Source organism: Streptomyces sp. NPDC005931, from assembly GCF_042871235.1.
Taxonomy (GTDB): domain Bacteria; phylum Actinomycetota; class Actinomycetes; order Streptomycetales; family Streptomycetaceae; genus Streptomyces.
The window spans coordinates 1-18,244 of sequence record NZ_JBIAIG010000031.1; the positions used below are offsets into that span (position 1 = coordinate 1).

An 18,244-nucleotide genomic window follows, 5' to 3' on the forward strand; every position below is an offset into this window, starting at 1 on the left:
CGGTTCCAGCTTCGGGCCCCGACGAGGAACTGGCGCACCAGCAGCAGAAGTCACACCGCAACTAACGATCAACTACTGGCGCAGGACACTAGGGCGCCGTCGGCGGGACGGCGCTGCGACGGGAACGAGGGCGCATGAGGGAGATCCCCGGGGCGGGACGGCCCCGAAAGGCGGCCGGCTCGCCGTTGGCGGGGCGGGTCGCGGTCGTGACCGGAGCCGCCCGCGGTGTGGGCGCGGCCCTCGCGCGGCGTCTGTCGGACGCCGGGATGCTCGTCGCGCTGACAGGACGTGAGGAGGCCACCCTCCGCCAGGCCGCCGACTCCCTGCCCGGCCCCAGCCTCTGCGTCGAGACCGACGTCACCGACCGGGACGCGCTCGATCGCGCCGCCCGCGAGATCAGCAAGACGCTGGGAGAGGCCAGCGTCGTCGTGGCCAACGCAGGGATCGCCGCCGGCGGGCCCTTCATCCACACGCCGGCCGACCTGTGGCAGCGGGTCGTCGACGTGAATCTCACCGGATCCGCCAACACCGCCCGCGCCTTCCTGCCCCAGCTCACCCACACCCGCGGCTACTTCCTCCAGATCGCCTCCACCGCCGCCTTCGGCTCGTCCCCGCTGATGAGCGCCTACTGCGCCTCCAAAGCGGGGGTGGAGTCGTTCGCCCTGGCCCTGCGCAGCGAGGTGGAACCGGACGGGGTCGGCGTCGGCATCGCCTACCTGCACTGGACCGGCACCGACATGATCACCGGCGTCGACGACCACCCCGTCCTGCAGGCCCTGCGCCGCAACCAACCCGGTTTCGCACGGAAGGTGCACAGCACCGCCGAGGTCTCCGCATGGCTGGCCTCCGGCATCACGCGCCGTGCCCGCCACATCTACGCGCCCCCGTGGCTGCGCTGGTGCCAGCCGCTGCGACCTGCCTTCCCCACCCTCGTCTCCCGCCTCGCCCGCAAGGAACTGCGCCGGCAGCCGCCGAGCCGGCTCGCGGGGGAAACCGGGGTGCTGGGCACGGGCGGCCGAGCCGACCTCGACGCCTACCAGGCAGCCACACGCCCCTCCCCGCCCGAGCGTCCCTGACCGGTCGGGACACCGTCACGTGTCCGTCCCGGGGTACTGCGCAAGAGCACCGGCGGCGCCAAGTCGCCCCGGGTCTGCCCCTCGACCACCACCAAGGAGTTCCAGGGCCGCTTCCTGGAGATCGCTTGCCCCGGGTTCGCCCCCGGCGTGTCCGGCGGCCCGTTCCTGAGGAACTTCGACGGGAAGCGAGGCGAGGTCATCGGCGGCATCGGCGGCATCGGCGGCTACAAGACCGGTAACAAGTACGACGACGTCTCCTACTCCTCCCAGTTCGACGCCGACGTGGTGCGTCTGTACAACCAGGCGGTCAACGACTACGCCCCGGACCAGCCGACCGGAATCGACGGCATGGGCGACGCCAACCTCTGGACACATGCCGAAACCGCGGCCACCGGCCAGTTCCACACGTCCTCGCAGAAGACGAAGGACGGCGACCTGATCGGCAAGTGGTCCGACGGCGAGGTCACCCTGTATCCCGGCGACCAGTCCCAGGGCTTCTACACCGGCTGCACCGCCGGCCAGCCCTGTGAAACGCAACGCCGAACAAGCTCTGGGCGGACTACGCCGAGGTCATCACCGCGGGCGACTACACCGGTTCCAACGCCTACGACCTGATGGTGAAGTGGGCAGACGGCGAGGTCACGATCTACAAGGACATCGACGAGCACACGAAACTGCCGACCGCCGGGGATCAGCATCCGGCGAACGAGATCAAGATCGCCGCTTCGGGATCGGTCTGGAAGCACGCGAAGGGTGTGGCGACCGGGAAGTTCGGCGGCAACCAGTGGCCCGACGACCTGATCGTCCGCTGGGTGGACGGCGAGGTCACGAAGTACACCGACGTCGACGGCAAGGGGTTCCATGCCGAGCAACAGCTGCAGGCCCCGAACAACCTGTGGAAGAACCACGCCGCAATCATCGCGGGCGGTGACTTCGACGGCTCCACCAACTCCGACTTCGACCTCTTGGTCCGCTGGTCCGACGGTGAACTCACGACCTACGAAGACCTCCGTGCCAACGGCCTGAAGAAGGAGCGGAAGCTCAAACCCCCGAATCAGCTGTGGACCCACTCCCGCGTCATCGTGCCCGGTGAGTTCGGCGGCAATCTGTGGGAGGACGACATCTTCGTGCGGTGGCCCGACGGAGAAGTGACCGTCTACGGAAACGCCCAGGCCGACGCGCTGGGCCGCGAGTACCAGCTGGTGCCCCCAGTGGCCAGGAGTGCGGCGCTCACCCTTGCGGGGCGGAGCGACCGGCCCAGCGTGCGGGAACCGATCGCCCCGGATCCGTGCGACTCGGTGTGCGGCCCCGGTCTGCTGCGCCGGGTTGCCGCACAACAGTGAGCGCCCAGCCGAGTCGAGCCGGTGGCAGAGCCCTCGTTCCGCCACCGGTCCGGCCCCCAACCTACGGTGGACCCTGTGCACATACGCCAGCTCACCCTGGCCGTCATGGCTTCGACCTCTCTGCTCACCGGCTGCACCGGGGAAACAATCCCTGACCAGTCCGGAGACCGGACCTCGGCCCGGCCGGCGGCGCCCTCACAGCAGCCGGGCGTGGGAACCGGACGACGCCCTGCAACGGGCGGAACGGGCTGTGAAATCCGCCCTCGACGACGGGGCACGACCCGAACTCGTCGACTCCGCGAGCCCGTCCGTCGCGTCAGGCATGGACAGGACCCTCAAGACGCCCGGTACCCGGCCCTACACCCTCACCGTCACCTGCGACACCGACGGCATCGAGGAACTCACCCTCACTCTGTCCCGCGGCGAGCAGGAGCAGGCGTACGGAATCGAGTGCGGTGACCCGCAGGCCGACCAGTTCAACTTCCCTGCGGGCGTGCCCTTCACAGCGCAGATCGACCCGGTTGAGGACGGCATCGGCCTGATCTTCTGGCGCCTGGACACCATCACCCGGATGCGGTGGCGGGCTGCGACGACGACCTCGACGGCTGCGAGAACTGAAGGGACGCAGTCCGTAGGTTGAGGAGCGACCGCGTGTCGCTGTGGGTCAGCGGCGGGTGAACGCTGTCGGTCAGCGGCGGGTGAAGTCGTGGAACCGGTCGGCCGGGCGCCGGTCGGGGCGCTGGACGATGATGCACGAGCCGGCCTTGACGGTGGCCAGGCGGTCGACGTCCATCTCCAGGCTTGCGGTGGGGGCGCCGGCGAGGCGGGTGCCGGTCTTGCGGACGTGCGCGGCGACGGCAGCAGGAACCACCCCGCGGGCCGTGCGGTTCCACGAAGAGCGCGGCCTGCTGCCCCCGCCGCCGCGCACGGCCACCGGCCGACGGCGGTGCGGCCGAGATCGCCCGGGTCCGTGTCATCCGTGAGCTGCTCGGCCTCGGCCTCACCGTCGAGGACCTGTGCGGCATCGCCGACCGAATTTAGTTCTTGGCCGAGGATCCGGGGCGGCGCTGCGCGAACGCCGACGCGGCGTCCCCCGCCTCCGGCGTGGTCGAGCCGAGGCCGGCGGCCATCGACGCCGAGATCGACCGCCTGGGCCGGCTGCGCGCCCGGCCGGCGCAGTGGACGGGGCGGGTGAAGGCCCTTCCCGTGCGGTGTCGCGGGCGCTGGCAGATCTTGCCTTCCGTCCACCGAAAGCCCAGGTCAGCGACGTATCCGGCGATGCGTCAGGTGGCGCAACACTTCGGCAACACTACTATCCCTACCGGATCGGTATGGTTCCGAGCATGCCACTCACCGACCGCATCCGAGACCACGCCGGCCAGGGCGCGCCCACCGTCGCCGCCCAGCGCACACGGCGTCGGCTGCGCGCGGACCAGGCACGCCAGCTCGCCGACCTGCTGCGTCACCAGCTCCTCACCGGGGGCTTCCCTGCCGGCACCCTGCCACACGAGTCGACCCTCGCCACGGAGTACCGGGCCTCGCGCAACACGGTCCGTCAGGCCCTCGACCTCCTGCGCGCCGAGGGCCTGGTGGAGCGCCTCCCCGGCGTCGGTACGGTGGTCGTCGCCCAGAAGTACCCCCATGGGCTCGACCGGCTGATGGGCCTCGCGGAAACCCTGCACGAACACGGCCGCGTCACCAACGAGGTCCGCACCATGGGTCCGGTGCCGGCCCCCGCCCCCGTCGCCGGGCGCCTCCGCGTCCCACCGGGCACGGACGTGCTCTACATCGAACGCCTGCGCCGCCTGAACGGCCTCCCCCTGTCCCTGGACCTCACCTACGTCGCCCTGGACATCGGCACGGCCCTGCTCGGCTGCGACCTGGAGAACACCGACGTCTTCCGCCTCCTGGAGTCCCTCACCGGCCGGCGCCTGGGACACGCCGACATCACGCTGGAGGCGGTCAACGCCGACGCCCATTCCGCCGCCGTGCTCCAGGCCCCGCGCGGTGCCGCCGTCCTGATGCTGGAACGCCTCACGCACCTCGCCGACGGGCGACCCGTGGACCTGGAGTTCATCCGCTTCCGCGGCGACCGCATCACGATGAGCGGCCTGCTGCACCGCTCCCCCTGACACCGCCCTCTCCCCACAGCACGACCTACAGCGCGACATTTCTGGAGACAGCCATGCCCTTGGCGCCCCAGCGGGCCGACGTGCCCGTGACCATCGACGAGTCGAAGTGCATCGACGGCTGCACCCTCTGCGTGGACATGTGCCCGCTGGACTCCCTCGCCATCGACGCCGACAGCGGCAAGGCGTTCATGCACGTCGACGAGTGCTGGTACTGCGGTCCGTGCGCGGCCCGCTGTCCCACCGGAGCCGTCACGGTCAACATGCCCTATTTGCTCCGCTGATCCCTTGACCTGCTCCGGTGAAAGGCCGAACCACCATGAAACGAACTGCAGTCGCAGCATCCGCCGTCGTTCTCCTGCTCCCTCTCGGCGCCTGCGGCGGTGACGCCGAAGCCGGCGACGGCTCCACGGTAACCGTCACCGTCGGCTACCAGTCCAAGACCATCAACACGGTCACGGCCGGAACCCTGCTCCGCTCCCTCGGATACTTCGAGCAGCAGCTGACCTCGCTCGGCGACGGCCGCACCTACAAGGTCGTCTGGCAGGACTACGCCACCGGCGCCCCCATCACCGCCCAGATGACCGCCGGGAAGATCGACATCGGCTCCATGGGCGACTTCCCGCTGCTCATCAACGCCGCTCGCGGCAAGCAGCTGAACCGCCCCACTCACCTGGTCTCGGTCACCGGCTACAACCTGCGCGGTGGCCTCAACACCATTGTCACCGCACCCGACTCCAAGCTCACCTCCCTGAAGGACCTGAAGGGGAGGAAGGTCTCCACGAGCGTCGGCTCCGCAGCCGACGGCACCCTGGTACGGGCCCTGCAACGCGCCGGCATCGACCCGAACGACGGCATCGAGAAGCTCAACCAGCAGCCCGCCGTGGGCGCGTCGGCCCTGGCCGCGGGCAGCGCGGACGCGCTGTCGCAGTTCGTCGCCTGGCCCGGCCTGCTCACCTACCAGGGCAAGGCGAAGGCCCTGTACGACGGTGCTCAGCTGAACCTGCCCACCTTCCACGGGGTCACCGCCCGCGAGGACTTCGCCGAGGACCGACCGGCCGTCCTGGAGGCCTTCCTGAAGGCCCAGGCGCAGGCCACCGACTACCTCGACACCCACCCCGTCGCCGCCGCCGAGAAGGTCGCCGAGGCCACCGGTCTGCCCGCGGAGGTCGTGTACCTCTACAACGGCGCCCACGGCATCTCTACGTTCGACCCGGCGGTCAAGCCACAGCTCGTCTCCGCGCTGAAGCAGGACGTGTCGGTCCTGAAGGCAGCGAAGCTGACCGGCGACGTGGACGTGGACGCGTTCGTCGACGACCAGTACGTGAAGAAGGCGCTCGGGGCGTCGTACGGGAAGCAGCTCGCGGCCACGCCGCCGGCCGCCGCGAGCGAGGCGTGGCCAAAGGGCGCCAAGGAGACCAGGACCTTCAAGTCCCCGGCGGGCCTTCTGGCTCACGTGGCCGCCCACCCCGACGGCATCCGCGCCGCCTACGTCCCCGACGCCACGACCGGCACCCTCTGGTTCGCCGACAAGGCCGTGTGGGTGGCCGACGGCGAGAAGTTGCTGCCGTTCGTCGCCCCGGCGACCGCGCAGGCGTATGTCGATCGGCACGACGGGGCGGGTGTCATCACCTACGCCGACGCTCTGGAGCGTGTCTCGTGAGCCGGCCCGCACCAGGAGCCGCCCGGTACGCACTGCGGGCGGCCGCCCTCGCCGCGGTCCTCGGCCTGTGGCAGCTCCTGACCAGCCTGGACGTCGACGTGTGGCTGCGTTTCTCGCAGTTCCCCACGGTCACCGACGTCGCCCACGCCTTCGCCGACCGCCTCGCCGGGGCCGACTACTGGACGGATCTCACCGACAGCCTGACCCGCATCCTCACCGGCTTCCTGCTGGCGGCGATGCTGGGGGTGGCAGGGGGCGTGCTCGTGGCACGCTCCCGGCTGGCCGAGGACCTGCTGGGCCCGCTGCTGGAAGTGGTCCGCCCGATCCCGGCCATCGCCCTTGTCCCCGTCGCGATCCTCCTCTTCCCCTCCGACGAACAGGGCATCGTCTTCATCACTTTCACCGCCGCCTTCTTCCCGGTCCTGGTCTCCACCCGGCACGCCGTCCGCGCGCTGACGCCCGTGTGGGAGGAGGCCGTGCTGACGATGGGCGGCGGCCGGTGGCGCATCCTCGGCTCGGTCGTGCTGCCGGGCGCCCTGCCCGGCGTCTTCGGCGGCCTGTCGGTCGGCATCGGCGTCTCGTGGATCTGCGTGATCTCCGCCGAGATGATCTCCGGCCAGTACGGCGTCGGCTACCGCACCTGGCAGGACTACACGATCGTCGACTACTCGGGCGTCTTCGTCGGCATGGTCACGATCGGCGTCCTCGGCTGGCTCACCTCCACGGCCGTGGAACTCCTGGGCCGCCGCCTGACCCGCTGGCTGCCGCGCACGTCGTACGTCCCCGGCGTGCGCGTCCCCCGGCGGACGCGCCAAGCCCCCTCCCCCGCACCGGTCGGCTCCAGGCCCAAGGAGGACATGTCCCATGACCAGCTCGTCTGACGTCCGTTCACCGCCCCGTACCGGCACCGGCACCCGACTCGCCCTGCACGACGCCGCTCTCGGACGCCCCGGCGCGCCCGTGCTGGACAAGGTCGACCTTGACGTGGCCCCCGGAGAGATCCTGACGGTCGTCGGCTCCTCCGGCTGTGGCAAGTCGACCCTCCTGCGCACCCTGGCCGGCCTTCTGCCCCTGCTCTCCGGAGAGATCACGCAGGACGGACGCCCCCTGACCGCCCCGTCCGCGGAACGCGCCCTCGTGTTCCAGGAGGGCGCCCTGCTCCCCTGGCGCACCCTTCACGCGAACGTCGAACTACCCCTCTCCATCAAGGGGTTGCCCCACTCCGAACGCCGTGCCCTTGCCGACTCCTGGCTCACCCGCGTCGGGCTCACCGAACAGTCCCGGCAACTGCCTCACCGCGTCTCCGGCGGGCAACGCCAGCGCGCCCAACTGGCCCGGGCCCTCGCGGGAGCACCCCGTGCCGTCCTGATGGACGAACCGTTCGGCGCCCTCGACGTCCAGACCCGCGCCGACATGCAGGACCTGCTGGTGGAGGTGCTGCACGGCACGCGCGCCACCGTCGTCTTCGTCACCCACGACGTGGACGAGGCCCTCTTCCTCGGCGACCGCGTGGCCCTGCTGGGCGCCGGCCGCCTCATCGCCGTACGGGACGTACCGCGCCCGCGCGAGCGCGCCGCCCACGACGATCCGGCGCGTATCGCCCTGCGGCGCGACATCCTCACGTCACTCGGTTCTTGAAAGGCACCCTGGTGGACACCCTCTTGCAGATCCCGGCCCTCACCGACGCCGAGGAGATCAGCTGTGACGTGCTCGTGATCGGCGGCGGCACCGCCGGCACCATGGCCGCCCTGACCGCAGCAGAGCACGGTGCGGACGTCCTGCTGCTGGAGAAGGCGCACGTCCGCCACTCCGGCGCGCTCGCCATGGGCATGGACGGCGTCAACAACGCGGTCATCCCAGGCCGTGCCGAGCCCGACGACTACGTCGCCGAGATCACCCGCGCCAACGACGGCATCGTCGACCAGTCCACCGTCCGGCAGACCGCCACCCGTGGCTTCGACATGGTGCAGCGGCTGGAGTCGTACGGGGTGAAGTTCGAGAAGGACGAGCACGGCGAGTACGCGGTCCGCCAGGTCCACCGCTCCGGCTCGTACGTGCTGCCGATGCCGGAGGGCAAGGACGTCAAGAAGGTCCTGTACCGGCAGCTGCGCCGGCGGGAGATGCGCGAGCGGATCCGGATCGAGAACCGGGTGATGCCAGTGCGCGTGCTCACGGTGGAGGGGCGTGCCGTGGGCGCGGTCGGCCTCCACACTCGCACGGGGGGCTTCGTCACCGTCCGCGCCGGCGCCGTGATCCTCGCGACCGGCGCCTGCGGACGGCTCGGCCTGCCCGCCTCGGGCTACCTCTACGGCACGTACGAGAACCCGACCAACGCGGGTGACGGCTACGCGATGGCGTACCACGCGGGCGCCGAGCTGACCGGCATCGAGTGCTTCCAGATCAACCCGCTGATCAAGGACTACAACGGTCCCGCCTGCGCGTATGTCGCCAACCCCTTCGGCGGCTACCAGGTCAACCGGCACGGCGAGCGCTTCGTCGACTCCGACTACTGGTCGGGCCAGATGATGGCCGAGTTCGCGGCCGAGGTGGCGAGCGACCGGGGCCCGGTGTACCTGAAGCTGAGCCATCTCCCGGAGGAGTCGGTCTCGGCACTGGAGTCGATCCTGCACTCGACGGAACGCCCGACGCGCGGCACCTTCCACTCCGGCCGCGGCCACGACTACCGCACCCACGACATCGAGATGCACATCTCCGAGATCGGCCTGTGCGGCGGCCACTCGGCCTCAGGCGTACGGGTCGACGACCACGCCCGTACGACCGTTCCCCGTCTGTACGCCGCCGGGGACCTGGCCTGCGTCCCGCACAACTACATGATCGGCGCGTTCGTCTTCGGGGACCTGGCGGGCGCGGACGCCGCCCAGTACACGTCCTACGAAGGGGAGCTGCCCCTTGACCAGCTCCAGGAGGCGCACGAGATGATCTACCGCCCGCTGCGCAACCCCGACGGCCCGCCGCAGCCCCAGGTCGAGTACAAGCTGCGGCGCGTCGTGAACGACTACGTGGCTCCGCCGAAGTCCGGCGCCCGGCTGTCGCTGGCTCTGGAGGCGTTCGAGCGGATGCGGGCCGACATCGCCGCGATGGGCGCCCGCACTCCGCACGAGCTGATGCGCTGCGCGGAGGTGAGCTTCATCCGTGACTGCGCGGAGATGGCCGCCCGGGCCTCCCTGGCCCGCACCGAGTCCCGCTGGGGCCTCTACCACGACCGTCTCGACCATCCGCGGCGTGACGACGCGTCCTGGTTCCACCACCTCGATCTGCGCAAGTCCCCCGCGGGGGCGATGGAGTTCACGGCACGTCCCGTGGCTCCCTATCTCGTCCCCGTCGACGAGTTCAGGCCGGTCGGCGGGCCCTCCCGTCATCTCGGCGAGGTACACCCGGAACAGGTGGCGATCGCGGGGGCCCGAGAAGCGGCGCCGGTGGCGATGCGGCAGGAGCCAACCGGGGCCGGTACGGCCGGCCGCCCCGGTGCCGACACGGACGCGCCGGCCACACCGCGCCTGCTCGAACTGCTCTCCCTCGCGGAGGACGAGCCCCCGCTCCCCGCCCTCACGCCCTACCTGACCGACCCCGATCCCACCGTCCGCCGAACCGCCGTCACGGTCCTGACGGAGACGGTGCCGCCGGGCACCGGCCCCGCACTGACGGCGGCGCTCACCGACACCGACGCCGACGTCCGCGCCACCGCAGCCGCCTCACTTCGCGAATTGATCGAGACGCTCGCCCCCGAACCGGCCCTGCGCGACGGCCTCGCGGCCGCCCTGTCCGAGGCCGACCCCGTCGTCCGTGCCGCCGCACTGGATGCTCTGCACGTCCTGCGCCTCGGTGACACCGGGCTGTTCACGGCCTCCCTGTCGGACTCCGACATCGCCGTTCGCATCGCGGCCGTGCGAGCACTCGTGTCGGTCGACGCCGCCGGAGAGCTGGCCCGCGCGGCGACCGCCGACCCCTCCCGCGAGGTCCGCGTCACCATCGCCAAGGCCCTGGCCACCGTGACCGCGGGACAGCCCGACGGCACCACGTCGGCCGGCCCCGGACCCTACATGGTCCTTTCGGCCCTCGCCGAGCTCATCGACGATCCCGACGCCCTGGTGCGTGCGGCCGCCTACGAAGCACTGGGCACGACCGGCTGCCCGGCACCACTGGCCGCCCGCGCGGAGGCAGCCCTGTCGGACCCGGCCTGGCAGGTGCGGGCCGGCGCCACCACCGCCCTGTCCCTGGCGACTCCCGGCCTCGCCGTACCTGCCCTCGCCAAGTCCCTCGCCGACCCGAACGCCGACGTCCGCAAGGCCGCCGTGACGGCACTGACCCGGCACCGTGCCACCGAGGACGCACGAGTGGCCCTGGCCACGGCGACGACGGACCCGGACGCGGACGTCAGGGCCTATGCGGCCCGGGCACTGTGACGGCACGCGAAAACACACTGGGGATGTGTCCGTGCGCTGACTGACGACGCCGCGGCGGGTGGCCTGCGGGGACCGCCTCGGCGTCGTCGACATTCACCTGGTGCATCGTGGGCTTGCGGCGCCGTGAAGGGATCTGCGCCGAGGGGACGGCCTGCTTGCCGAAGGGGTGCTGCCACAGGCCTTGGGCCTGGAGCCTCGGCAGGAGAGCGCCGCCACGGTCCTTCCACACTCGGCCAGGTCCCCTTCACCCAACCCTCCACCACCGCCTCGTCGCGCTCCACCGCCCGGCGGGCCGGCACCTGGCAGCTCCACCCATGCCGCTTGAGCAGAGCGGCAACACCCTGGACGGTGTAGCTCTTGTGGAACCGACGCCCGATGAGCGTCTTGATCCGTGACAGGGTCCAGGTCTGGTCCGGCCAGCCGTGCGCCACCGGCCCCTTGGCCAGCTCCTGCCCCAGCACGGCGAACAACTCGTCACTGAGCAGCGGCAACGACGCAGGCCCCTTGGGGGCCAAAGCTCTCGGCCCGCCCAGGCACAAGGCCCTGCGACAACGCTGCACCGACCGGACACTGACCCGCAGGTCGCGCGCGATGCGCGTTCTCATCGCCCTGGACGAACCGCTCGCACGCCTCCAACCTCAACTTCTCACGGAAAGCTCGCCGCTCGTCGGTCAGCCCGCCCCCTTGCGCATACCTCATGCAGTCGGCATACCGCAGGGATCACGGGCCGTCAGCCCCTCCGACACCGCGCTTTGAAACTCAGTAGCTGCTGTTAGGCCAGGCCGACCCCGCTGCGCGAGTCGGCCCAACGGGCCTGCGGCCCTGGTAACAAGGTGAGGGGTGATGCCTGTCGGCAGGGCTATGATCTGGAAGCCGATCACAACTCAATGCAGGAGATTCCATGTCAAGAAAACACTGGGTCCAGATGACCGTCATATTGAGTGTCGTCATAGCCTTCGTGGTCGGCGGTCTGATACTCATCAACGGTCAACTTTCTCCCCTTGAGGAGTCCGCTTCCCGCTACCTCGGCCTCCTCAGCAAGTCGGACGGCAACGCGGCTTGTTCTGCCATGACTCGCAACGCCCAGGCCGAAATCACCGCCACCTACCGTACGGAGAGCTGTCCCGCAGCGATTGACGAACTGCTCGCGCCGCTCACCGCGGCCGAGCGAAGCCAACTCGCGGAGACCGGCACAGGATCCCTCAGGACATCGGGGCGGCAGGGGTACGTCTCTCTCGATGGCAATCCTCTGGACCTCTCACAGCTGGTCTTCACAAACGTCGAAGAAAAATGGCTGGTAAGCGAGCTTCAGTGACGATCCATACGCCCGTTCCCGTTATTTCGGGGTAACAGACAGTCGAGTGGGTGACGGAGCCTCAAGGCGTCCCCGGAGGTGCCTTGAGGGACTTCTTCCTCTTCGAGTGATTCAAGATAAACTTTGAACTCGGATAGTGGCACTGCTGAGATGCTGGATGAGTTTCCGCTCACGCTCCCCATCACTAGTAAGTCCGAGGCATAGATCCAGTTGCAGTGAGGCTCACGGCAACCGATTGCAGCCCCAACTTCGTGCATGTTTCCTGTTTCCTGCCACGTGATGACCCGCACGTGGCCCGTCGGAGAAGGCAGGTCGAAAATGGCATTGAAGTGCCTCGTCCTGACCAGCGTGAAGCCGTGGACGCAGTACTCCAGGCTCTCGAACTTCCTGCAGGATCTACTGTGCCCCCGCGAGGACTCCGAACTCAGGTGATCAGGGCGACCGGATCGGGCAAGAGTCTCGTGGCCACCCGGAGCGCTGAGGAGCTGCGTGCGGGCCGTGTGCTGGTGCTCGTCCCGTCGCTGGACCTGCTCGCCCAGACCGAGGCCGCGTGGCGCGAGGGAGGCCGTACCGGCCCGATGATCGGGGTGTCGTCCCTGCGGGGCGAGGACGTGACCTTCCCCAGCACCACGGACGTGGACGAGCTGGTCGACTGGGTGCGGCCGTTCGACAAGGTCACCGTGTTCGCCACATACGCCTCCCTCGGACTCGGCACGCTAGAGCGGACGCACCGGGCCGGCCTGCCGGGCTGGGATCTGATCGTGGTCGATGAGGCGCACCGGACGTCGGGCCGGATCCCAAGCCGTGGGCGGTCGTCCACGACAACACCCGCATCCCCGCCCTGCGCCGCCTCTACATGACCGCCACGCCCCGCCTGTGGCAGCTGGACGAGGACTCCGAGGGCGCGCCGGGCAAGGTGGTGGCGAGCATGGCCGGTTTCGCTCCAGACCCCTGGCTGGCTACCCCGGCGAGCAGCCCGCGCTGCTATCCCAGGCGTTCGCCCTTGCCTGCGACCACGGCCTGACAATCACGGAGCTGGCACGTGAACTGGCCTGGAGCGTGCCCCAGGTCCGTCGGATGCTCAGCGCCGAGGAAGACCGGCCAGCCCTCCGGCTGGTCGGGAGCGCACCCTGAGTGACGCTTCGCTGGCGCTGGCCATGTCCCAGCGGCAGGATTCCCGGGCCTTCACAGATGACCAGTTTTCTCACTCGGCGCGAGAGGCTTGTTATCAGCGGCAGCGAGACGCCTGCGGCTTATCTAAACGACGTCGTTCAGGTCGAGGTCACGGTCGAGCGCGACGATCAGCAGCCGGACCGGCCGGTATAGCGGCGGGCGCCGGCTGCCGCGCTGAGCGCCTCATCGCCGGTCGGAAAACAGGAACTCGCCCAGCTCAGTCGGGCGGGGTCGCCGAACCGACGGTACCGATAAATGATCCCTTCGATGATGCGGCGGTGGTCGGGCGAACAGACGCCCTGCCTTCCCCGCGCTGCAGGGAAGGCAGGGCACCAAGCGTGCCCCATTGCTCGTCGGTCAGCAGGCGCGTGCGCCCGCTCGTGGTCACCGAGGCCGGTAGGCGGTGGCCAGCACGGAGACAGTGACCTGATCGGGCAGGACGCCGCCGTCGTTGAGGTCTGCGCGGCTCACGTGGCGTGCACTCGGCGTCATCCCAACCAGATCCAGGGCATTCAGCTTGGCCAAGGGAACGGAGTACTCCACCTGCTCGGTGACGACGGCCTCGAAGAAGGGGTTGAGCGCTCGGTGCAGGCGCTGTTCCTTGGCCGGGTCGATCGTGACCATTGCAGGCATCTGGCCACGCAGCTCGGCCAAGTGCCGCCCGGTGGGTCGGACCACGATCAGCCGACCGGTTGGACGTAGAACGCGGTGGAACTCGGTCGAATTGCGTGGGGCGAACACGTTCAGCACGACATCGGCCGCCCCGTCGGCCAGTGGGAAGGGACGGAACACGTCCCAGGCCACCGCGGCAGCTCGGTCGTGGGCACGGGCTGCCGAGCGCAGTGCGCGCACCGATGTGTCCATCCCCAGACCACGGGCGCAAGGCAGCTGGTCGAGTACGCCGGCCAGGTAGTAGCCCGTGCCGCACCCCACGTCCACCACCGTGCCTTGCTCGGACACCACGTCGGCCGCCAGGCGGGCGCCGACTTCGCGGATGGGCGCGTAGGCGCCGGTGGACAGAAATCGGTCCCGGGCCTGGACCATGCCCGCGTCGTCGCCGCTGGTGGCGCGGGGGCCCGTCAGCAAACTGGCATAGCCGTGACGGGCGATGTTGAAGGTATGACCCACCGGGCAACGCAGTGCACCGTGGTCGGGATGCAGGCGGCGCGTACGACACGTCGGGCAACGCAGCAGTCCGAGGGACAGATCGAGGGCAGGGGGAAGCGACACGGGCACGAGGCACTCCTGGCGAGGGGGAAGAGAAGGGATCGTGCCTGCGCGGTCAGAGCGTCACTGCCTCAGAAAGGAACGGGCAGCATGGGACGTTCGCGCAGCAGGCACACCACTGAGGGCGACGCCGACCGGCATCGCCCTCAGCGCCTCCCGATCACAGGAAGCAGCAGTGTGGGTACTCATGAATGCCACGTCATAAGTCTGCGAGCACGGCGGGGACCCTCATGCATCAGTGCCCAAGAAGAGTTGGGAGCAGTCGACCAGGTCATCGGCCCTGTTACTCCTGCCTGCGAACTGAGACTTAGAGCACTCGGCAGAGAACGTATCGTGCGCTGGGTGTGTACTGGATGGTCTGGTTGACATGCAGCCGCGATACCTCGTCGAGGTAGCCACTCGTGTTCACCAAGAAGACGCGGAACTCGCGGTTGCTCCTATTGCGAATCTGGTCAATTCCGGCGAAGGTGTGCATGTCACCCACAATTGCGTTGCAATCGTCGATGGCCATGGGGTCAACGTTGTTTATGCTGCCTCCGCTGTAGAAGCAAACCCGACCACTGTTGCACGATGCGGCTGATGCCGCTGGGGCCGTCACCAGGGAGCCAGCCATCACGGCACCCACAGACGCCGCGACAGCGAGCAGGCTGACATTCTTCTTGAAAACGTTCATTGCGTCCTCCTCAATGGGAAGTACTGCTACCAGCGTTCGGAACTCTTCTGCTGCTGCCGTGGCCACTGAAGGCCGCAGCCTTATGCAGGTAAGCGGCTCGGCGAGGTTTCTGCACTCGTCGACTCGGACGTTGTCGCACCCTCCCTTCCCCGCCACCTAGCCGTCACGTCATTGACGCGACAGCTCCCCGTTCATGTGTCACATGACCTTTGGTCCGCCAGGCGTCGGGTTGGCCAGCGGTTGCAAGTGCGGACCGCGTCGCGGAACCACAGCCTCCGCAAGGGTCGTTCCGCCCTGTCCGGCGACGGCAACTCGGGACCACCGTGCGCGCCGTGCCGGTTCCTGCTGCTCTTGCCGTCGCCGCGTTCCTGCATGGCGTTGGCGGTCGGCGCCAAACACTGGCGAGGGCGCTTGTTAGTCCCCACTGCACCGCAGAAGCCGGGGGATCGGGAGATGTTGCGGTAACTGCGCATGTCGCCTCCCCTCCATATACGGGGCGACCGCCCTTGCGGTAGCCGAGAGTGCTCACGGCCTGATCGGTTCGATCGGCCGACCGATGACTAAACTAGACGATACGGATCGTCTCGTCAAAGAGGCTGGTAGCAGTTGTCCTGCCGTTCGGACCGACCAGCGACTGCACCGCGACTTCGCCTGTAGGGACCGCCGTCTGGCGGTTCAGCAGGACGCCGAGTCTGCGTCTGCCCTGGCGGAGCCGGTCCGCCGTATCACCCAGCCGCAACGGCGGCACCGGGCGTGGACTACAACCGGCTGTCAGCCCAGGAGCACAAATGGGTGTTCGAGAAGCTGATCGCGTCGTCGTGCCTCAAACGGAACCCGGCCGGTTTCGGCTGGTTTCCGGCGGCGGCAGGGTGCGGTTGCCAACGACCCTTGCCTCTATGCCTTTCCCGCTAATCGTGCCGAATGAAAGCAGACCCCCCGCTAGCATCACCCCAGGTCAAGAAGTGTCGTCCCCGCGCCCGCGACGACAGTCCTCGGACAGCGGGCCCGCGGGCAGTGACCACGGCGGCGGGAGCCGACGGCCGACCACCAGGCGGCGGGACGGTGGCAGTAGCGGAGGGCTGGGACGCAGATGGGGGCGAGCGTGGCAACACGGCCGGGGCGCGGGCGACCGGCACGAGGTGACCTGCCTGTCCCAGAAACGCGCGTCTTACAGCGGCTAACGCAATGAGGTGGATCGGTCCTGGTTGCCGTGTCCGGGGCATGAGTTGAACGTTCGGTCCGATGTGGGAACGTTGCCCTGGCAGAGGCTGCACGAGGTCTTACTCGCCGAGCTCAACGCCGCCTCGCGGCTGGACTGGTCCCGGTGCGTAGTCGACTCATCCCGCGTCAGGGCTCCAAAAGGGGGATCCACACGGGCCCCTCGTCCGTCGACCGGGGTCGGGCCGGCTCGAAACACCACCTGATCACTGACGGGCACGGCACTCCGCTCGCCGTCGTGCTGACCGGCGGCAACCGCAACGACGTCACACAGATGCTTCCTCTGCTCAACGCCATCCCACCGGTCCGCGGCCGGGTCGGCCGCCCCCCGGCGATAGCCGGACTCCCTGTTCGCCGACCAGGGCTACGACCACGACATCTACCGGTGCCAGGTCCGCGATCGAGGCATCGTGCCGGCGATCGCTCGACGTGGTACTCGGCATGGCACTGGTCTGGGCACCTACCGGTGGGTGGTCGAGAGGACATTTGCCTGGCTGCAGTCCACGTCTCCGCGCGAACCCAGCTCGTCAGGGGATGAGGCGGTGCAGTCTCTTGCGTCAGAGGCCATAGGCAAGGACACCCTGGCATGGCAGTTGGTGACCTTGCCCGCGGTGCCAGTGCACTGCCGGGCCACGCATGCCAAGGCGTCCCCGTCCTTGAGGAAACCAGTGCAGTGGTCAGTCGGCCAGGGGCAGAGCGGCCGCTATCGCGTTCCGGTCCTTGCGACCGACCAAGGGGAAGATGATCTTCAAGCCTTGCTCGCAGTCCGGTGAGGAGACGACGAAGGACGAGTTGAGCACACGCTCCTTGATTTCCGAGCGGACGAGACCGATGCGCGAAATGGTCATCAGGTGCTCTTCAGGCCGGGCAAACGTCGGGTTCGCCCGGAAGATGAAGATGCGACGGTCCGTCATTGCCAGGTACATGGGGGTCGGTACCGGGATCACTGCCATTCCACCACTCATAATCGCCGAGGCTGCCGCGAACGCTGCTGTCCGGCCCACGGAAACGGAACTCAGGTTCACGATGGTCGCCACCTCAACCTGCTCCTCTGGCTCGAGCATGGGGTTGATGGCGGCCAACAGCTCTCGACGGCGTCTTCCATTCACGGGTGGTACTCCTGAAGGTTGGGCGTGGACTGGACGGGTCGCTCCCGTCGAGCTCGCCGGGCGTCGCCTCAGGGCCCCGTGCCCGCAAAGCAGCAGTGGGGCCGGACTCCTTCGCGAGGCCCGGTCGACGTGAGTCGTCGGCATACCCTGCCATACGCCATTAGGGCTCCCGCCCAGGGCACCCCGGGCATGAGCAGAAGGGCTGTCAGCGGGCGTCGTGCGGATGGAGGCCGAAGCCCCAGCCGTGACCGCGCTCCAGCCGGCTCCTGGCGAGTTCTTCGCTCCGTCGGGGCAGCCGAGGCGGCGACCACCAGCCTTCGACCGCGAGACCTACAAGCAGCGCAACACCTTCCAGCGGTGCACCAACCGTCTGAAGCAATGGCGAAGCATCGCCACCCGCTACGGTGTCCAGTACCCCGCCGCGTGAAAGAGAGCTCCCGTGTCTGCCGTCCCGCCCGTTCCCATGGCCGTGCCACTCTGCGACAGGGATCCCTTCGGCCGCCGTCTGGCACTTGTCGATGGCGCGGGACGTCTGGTGCGGCCCCCGGAGCTCTCCGCGGTCGGGCCCTTCCACCAGGACGGCCGGGGCAGGCTCATCGCCCCGCAGCGGACCTCTCGGGACGGTGGGGCTACCTGCACTACCTCGGACGGATACCCGCGCGGCCACCTCGATGCGACCGGGGCCTGGGCGATCGCCCGAGAGTACTCCTGGACTGACCGCTTCGATGGCGCGGGAGCCCGCGGTTGCACGCCACCACGTCACGTCGTCGTGGGGGTGCTGCGCGCCGACGGGCTCCTTGGTCACGTCCGCTGGAGTGGTGTATCGACGGCCACTCGGTGATCTCGTTTTGAGGCTATGCGGTGAGTTCGGTGGGCAGGACGGTGTCGTCGGTT

The 18,244-nt window shown here is 69.1% G+C and carries 17 protein-coding genes and 4 pseudogenes; 15 read left to right on the forward strand and 6 right to left on the reverse strand.

Annotation, left to right across the window (positions count from 1 at the left end):
* Window positions 1-134: 134 nt before the first annotated feature.
* From ACFYOV_RS33225 to ACFYOV_RS33240, 4 genes are all read left to right on the forward strand, one after another.
* A complete protein-coding gene (locus tag ACFYOV_RS33225) occupies window positions 135-1,076 on the forward strand; it encodes an SDR family oxidoreductase (protein ID WP_389094282.1) in 942 nt (313 codons plus the stop codon).
* Between the two features lie 147 nt (window positions 1,077-1,223).
* Window positions 1,224-1,691, forward strand: a complete 468-nt coding sequence (locus ACFYOV_RS33230; RefSeq protein ID WP_389094284.1) for a hypothetical protein — start codon at window positions 1,224-1,226, stop codon at window positions 1,689-1,691.
* Between the two features lie 2 nt (window positions 1,692-1,693).
* Window positions 1,694-2,419, forward strand: a complete 726-nt coding sequence (locus ACFYOV_RS33235; protein ID WP_389094286.1) for a hypothetical protein — start codon at window positions 1,694-1,696, stop codon at window positions 2,417-2,419.
* A 250-nt stretch (window positions 2,420-2,669) separates the two neighbouring features.
* Window positions 2,670-3,059, forward strand: a complete 390-nt coding sequence (locus ACFYOV_RS33240) for a hypothetical protein (protein ID WP_389094288.1) — start codon at window positions 2,670-2,672, stop codon at window positions 3,057-3,059.
* Window positions 3,060-3,107: 48 nt separating this feature from the next.
* Here ACFYOV_RS33240 and ACFYOV_RS33245 read toward each other — a convergent pair whose 3' ends face one another.
* Window positions 3,108-3,290, reverse strand: coding sequence for a hypothetical protein (locus tag ACFYOV_RS33245; RefSeq protein WP_389094290.1), 183 nt, complete (start codon window positions 3,288-3,290; stop codon window positions 3,108-3,110).
* A gap of 10 nt (window positions 3,291-3,300) precedes the next feature.
* Here ACFYOV_RS33245 and ACFYOV_RS33250 point away from each other — a divergent pair, with 10 nt between their 5' ends.
* The 7 genes from ACFYOV_RS33250 to ACFYOV_RS33280 all read left to right on the forward strand — a co-directional run bounded on the left by ACFYOV_RS33250 (window position 3,301) and on the right by ACFYOV_RS33280 (window position 10,635).
* On the forward strand, window positions 3,301-3,402 hold the full coding sequence (locus tag ACFYOV_RS33250) for a hypothetical protein (RefSeq protein ID WP_389094292.1): 102 nt from the start codon (window positions 3,301-3,303) through the stop codon (window positions 3,400-3,402).
* Window positions 3,403-3,762: 360 nt separating this feature from the next.
* The gene (locus tag ACFYOV_RS33255; protein ID WP_389094294.1) at window positions 3,763-4,551 is read left to right on the forward strand and encodes a GntR family transcriptional regulator; all 789 of its coding nucleotides are present in this window, start codon (window positions 3,763-3,765) and stop codon (window positions 4,549-4,551) included.
* A gap of 53 nt (window positions 4,552-4,604) precedes the next feature.
* On the forward strand, window positions 4,605-4,832 hold the full coding sequence (locus tag ACFYOV_RS33260) for a ferredoxin family protein (RefSeq protein ID WP_389094296.1): 228 nt from the start codon (window positions 4,605-4,607) through the stop codon (window positions 4,830-4,832).
* Between the two features lie 35 nt (window positions 4,833-4,867).
* A complete protein-coding gene (locus ACFYOV_RS33265) occupies window positions 4,868-6,211 on the forward strand; it encodes an ABC transporter substrate-binding protein (RefSeq protein ID WP_389094298.1) in 1,344 nt (447 codons plus the stop codon).
* Window positions 6,208-7,092: an ABC transporter permease gene (locus tag ACFYOV_RS33270; RefSeq protein WP_389094300.1), complete on the forward strand. Its 885-nt coding sequence runs from the start codon at window positions 6,208-6,210 to the stop codon at window positions 7,090-7,092. The genes ACFYOV_RS33265 and ACFYOV_RS33270 overlap by 4 nt, the downstream gene beginning before the upstream one ends.
* Window positions 7,076-7,849 (forward strand): ABC transporter ATP-binding protein, encoded by a 774-nt coding sequence (locus tag ACFYOV_RS33275; protein WP_389094302.1) that lies wholly within the window; start codon window positions 7,076-7,078, stop codon window positions 7,847-7,849. The genes ACFYOV_RS33270 and ACFYOV_RS33275 overlap by 17 nt, the downstream gene beginning before the upstream one ends.
* Before the next feature lie 11 nt (window positions 7,850-7,860).
* Window positions 7,861-10,635 carry a fumarate reductase/succinate dehydrogenase flavoprotein subunit gene (locus ACFYOV_RS33280; RefSeq protein ID WP_389094304.1) on the forward strand — a complete coding sequence of 925 codons (2,775 nt, stop codon included), beginning with the start codon at window positions 7,861-7,863 and terminating at the stop codon, window positions 10,633-10,635.
* 176 nt (window positions 10,636-10,811) lie between these two features.
* Here the strand turns inward: ACFYOV_RS33280 and ACFYOV_RS33285 are convergent.
* Window positions 10,812-11,334: pseudogene (locus ACFYOV_RS33285) on the reverse strand (winged helix-turn-helix domain-containing protein); the annotation flags it as partial.
* A 226-nt stretch (window positions 11,335-11,560) separates the two neighbouring features.
* Between ACFYOV_RS33285 and ACFYOV_RS33290 the strand changes: the two are divergent.
* Together ACFYOV_RS33290 and ACFYOV_RS33295 are read left to right on the forward strand one after the other, a co-directional pair.
* Window positions 11,561-11,950: a hypothetical protein gene (locus ACFYOV_RS33290; protein WP_389094306.1), complete on the forward strand. Its 390-nt coding sequence runs from the start codon at window positions 11,561-11,563 to the stop codon at window positions 11,948-11,950.
* A gap of 356 nt (window positions 11,951-12,306) precedes the next feature.
* Window positions 12,307-12,810, forward strand: a complete 504-nt coding sequence (locus tag ACFYOV_RS33295; protein WP_389094308.1) for a DEAD/DEAH box helicase family protein — start codon at window positions 12,307-12,309, stop codon at window positions 12,808-12,810.
* Window positions 12,811-13,507: 697 nt separating this feature from the next.
* Here the strand turns inward: ACFYOV_RS33295 and ACFYOV_RS33300 are convergent.
* Together ACFYOV_RS33300 and ACFYOV_RS33305 are read right to left on the reverse strand one after the other, a co-directional pair.
* A complete protein-coding gene (locus tag ACFYOV_RS33300) occupies window positions 13,508-14,359 on the reverse strand; it encodes a methyltransferase domain-containing protein (RefSeq protein ID WP_389094310.1) in 852 nt (283 codons plus the stop codon).
* A gap of 298 nt (window positions 14,360-14,657) precedes the next feature.
* The gene (locus ACFYOV_RS33305; RefSeq protein WP_389094312.1) at window positions 14,658-15,179 is read right to left on the reverse strand and encodes a hypothetical protein; all 522 of its coding nucleotides are present in this window, start codon (window positions 15,177-15,179) and stop codon (window positions 14,658-14,660) included.
* Between the two features lie 1,103 nt (window positions 15,180-16,282).
* On the opposite strand from ACFYOV_RS33305, the pseudogene ACFYOV_RS33310 reads away from it, so the two are divergent.
* Window positions 16,283-16,744, forward strand: a pseudogene (locus ACFYOV_RS33310) (IS5 family transposase); the annotation flags it as partial.
* A 56-nt stretch (window positions 16,745-16,800) separates the two neighbouring features.
* Here ACFYOV_RS33310 and ACFYOV_RS33315 read toward each other — a convergent pair.
* Window positions 16,801-16,911 (reverse strand): annotated as a pseudogene (locus tag ACFYOV_RS33315) (transposase); the annotation flags it as partial.
* A gap of 7 nt (window positions 16,912-16,918) precedes the next feature.
* Window positions 16,919-17,350: a hypothetical protein gene (locus ACFYOV_RS33320; RefSeq protein WP_389094314.1), complete on the reverse strand. Its 432-nt coding sequence runs from the start codon at window positions 17,348-17,350 to the stop codon at window positions 16,919-16,921.
* Window positions 17,351-17,639: 289 nt separating this feature from the next.
* On the opposite strand from ACFYOV_RS33320, the pseudogene ACFYOV_RS33325 reads away from it, so the two are divergent.
* Window positions 17,640-17,753: pseudogene (locus ACFYOV_RS33325) on the forward strand (IS5/IS1182 family transposase); the annotation flags it as partial.
* Window positions 17,754-18,244 lie beyond the last annotated feature (491 nt).